The organism is Collinsella aerofaciens, assembly GCF_019131995.1.
Taxonomy (GTDB): domain Bacteria; phylum Actinomycetota; class Coriobacteriia; order Coriobacteriales; family Coriobacteriaceae; genus Collinsella; species Collinsella aerofaciens_S.
In genome coordinates, this window is record NZ_JAHONA010000058.1 from 1 (window position 1) to 1908 (window position 1908).

The window sequence follows — 1908 nt, forward strand, 5'->3', positions numbered from 1 at the left end:
GGCCGTCCAGGTCGCGGTCCTGCCCAAGGGCGACCCCGCCCCGGGCGACACCGCCACCCCGTTCGTCGACAGGTCCTCCGAGCCCCCCTCCGTCTCCTACCGCGCCCACGTCGCCGGCATCGGCTGGCAGGGCTCCGTCTCGGACGGCGCCGTCGCCGGCACCACCGGGCAGGGCCGCGCCCTCGAGGCCCTCTCGGGCTCCGTCTCCTGGTACGGGCACGGATCCTCCTCCCTCGAGGTGAGGGCCCACGTCTCGAACGTCGGCTGGCAGGGCTGGACCTCGGGGACCGCCGGCACCACCGGGCGCTCCCTAGCGGTCGAGGCGCTCCAGTTCAGGCTCTCCGGCGAGGCCGCCTCGTCCTACGACGTCTGGTACCGCGTGCGCTGCTCCGACTACGGCTGGCTCGGCTGGGCCAAGGACGGCGCGTCCGCGGGCACGGTTGGCCTGTCGAAGGCCGTCCAGGCCGTCCAGGTCGTGCTCGTCCCCAAGGGCGGCGCCGCGCCGGGGCCGGCCGGCGGGGCCTTCCGCGGCGCCGGCGAGCGCCTGTCCGGGTCGTCCATCTCCGTCGCCGGCTCGCCGGCGGGCTCGTCGTTCTCGGGCGGGGTCCTGACGCTCGGCTCCGAGAGGGGGCCCGTGCTGGGCTCCGTCGCCGCGACCGTCGACAACCTCGAGTCCGACGGGTCGGTCTGCTACCGCGGCCTGCTGCTGGGCTCCGGCTGGCAGGGGGAGACCAGCTCCGACGGGGCGCAGCTCGGCGCCTCGGGCGGCGGGCTCCAGCTCAAGGCCGTCCGCTTCGAGCTGTCCGGCGGCCTCGCGGAGCGCTACGACGTCTGGTACCGCTCCTGTGACTCCGCGCGCGGCTGGCTCGGCTGGGCGAGCGCCGGCGAGCCCTCCGGCGTCGAGTCCGGCGCCTCGGGCCTCACCGCCGTCCAGGTCGCCCTCGTCGCGAAGGGCTCCGGCGCCCCCGGCCCGGCCGAGGGGGCCTACGTCTCCGGCGCCGCCTCCGGCCCGTCGCTCGTCCTGCAGGGCCATGTCGCCGAGCGCGGCTGGCTGCCCGCGGTGGGCGGCGGCGAGGACGTCGGCACGACCGGCAGGGGCCTCGCGCTCCAGGCCGTGCGCGCCTCCCTCGAGGGGGCGGGCGAGGGGAGCTCCGTCTCCGTCGCGGCCCACGTGGCCGGCATCGGCTGGCAGGACGCCGCCTCCGCCCCCTCCTACGCCGGCACGGTGGGGCAGGGCCGCGCCGTCCAGGCCGTGAGGGTGTCCCTCTCCGGCCCCGTCTCCGAGCGCTACGACGTGTGGTACCGCGTCCACGCGGCCGGCTACGGCTGGCTCGGCTGGGCCAAGGACGGCGAGGCCGCGGGCACCGAGGGGCTCGGCGTCCAGGCAGAGGCCCTCCAGGCCGTCCTCGTCGAGAAGGGCGGCGACGCCCCCTCGACGGGCGACCCCGCCGAGCTCTCCGTCCCCTCGCTCAGCCTCAGGGCCCACGTCTCCGGCGTCGGCTGGCAGCCCGCCGTCGGCAACGGCGGCACCGCCGGCACGACCGGCCAGTCCCGCGCCGTCGAGGCGATCGCCGCCGAGGTCTCCTCGCCGGTCTCCGGCGGCCTGTCCTACAGCGCCCACGTCTCCGGCGTCGGCTGGCAGGACGAGGTCTCGGGCGGCGCCGTGGCGGGCACCACCGGCCAGGGCAGGGCGGTCGAGTGCGTGAAGATGCGCCTGACCGGCGACCTCTCCGAGTACTACGACGTGTGGTACCGCGCCTACGTGCAGGACTACGGCTGGCTCGGCTGGGCCAGCGACGGGGCCCGCGCCGGCACGACCGGCATCGGCTACCGCGTAGAGGCGCTCCAGGTCCGCGTCCTCGCGAAGGGCTCGGCGGCCCCGGGCCCGACGGACGGCGCGTACAGGGA

General features: G+C 77.3%; 1 pseudogene. It reads left to right on the forward strand.

The window, feature by feature from the left end:
* Positions 1–1908 (forward strand): annotated as a pseudogene (locus KSY82_RS10130) (hypothetical protein); the annotation flags it as partial.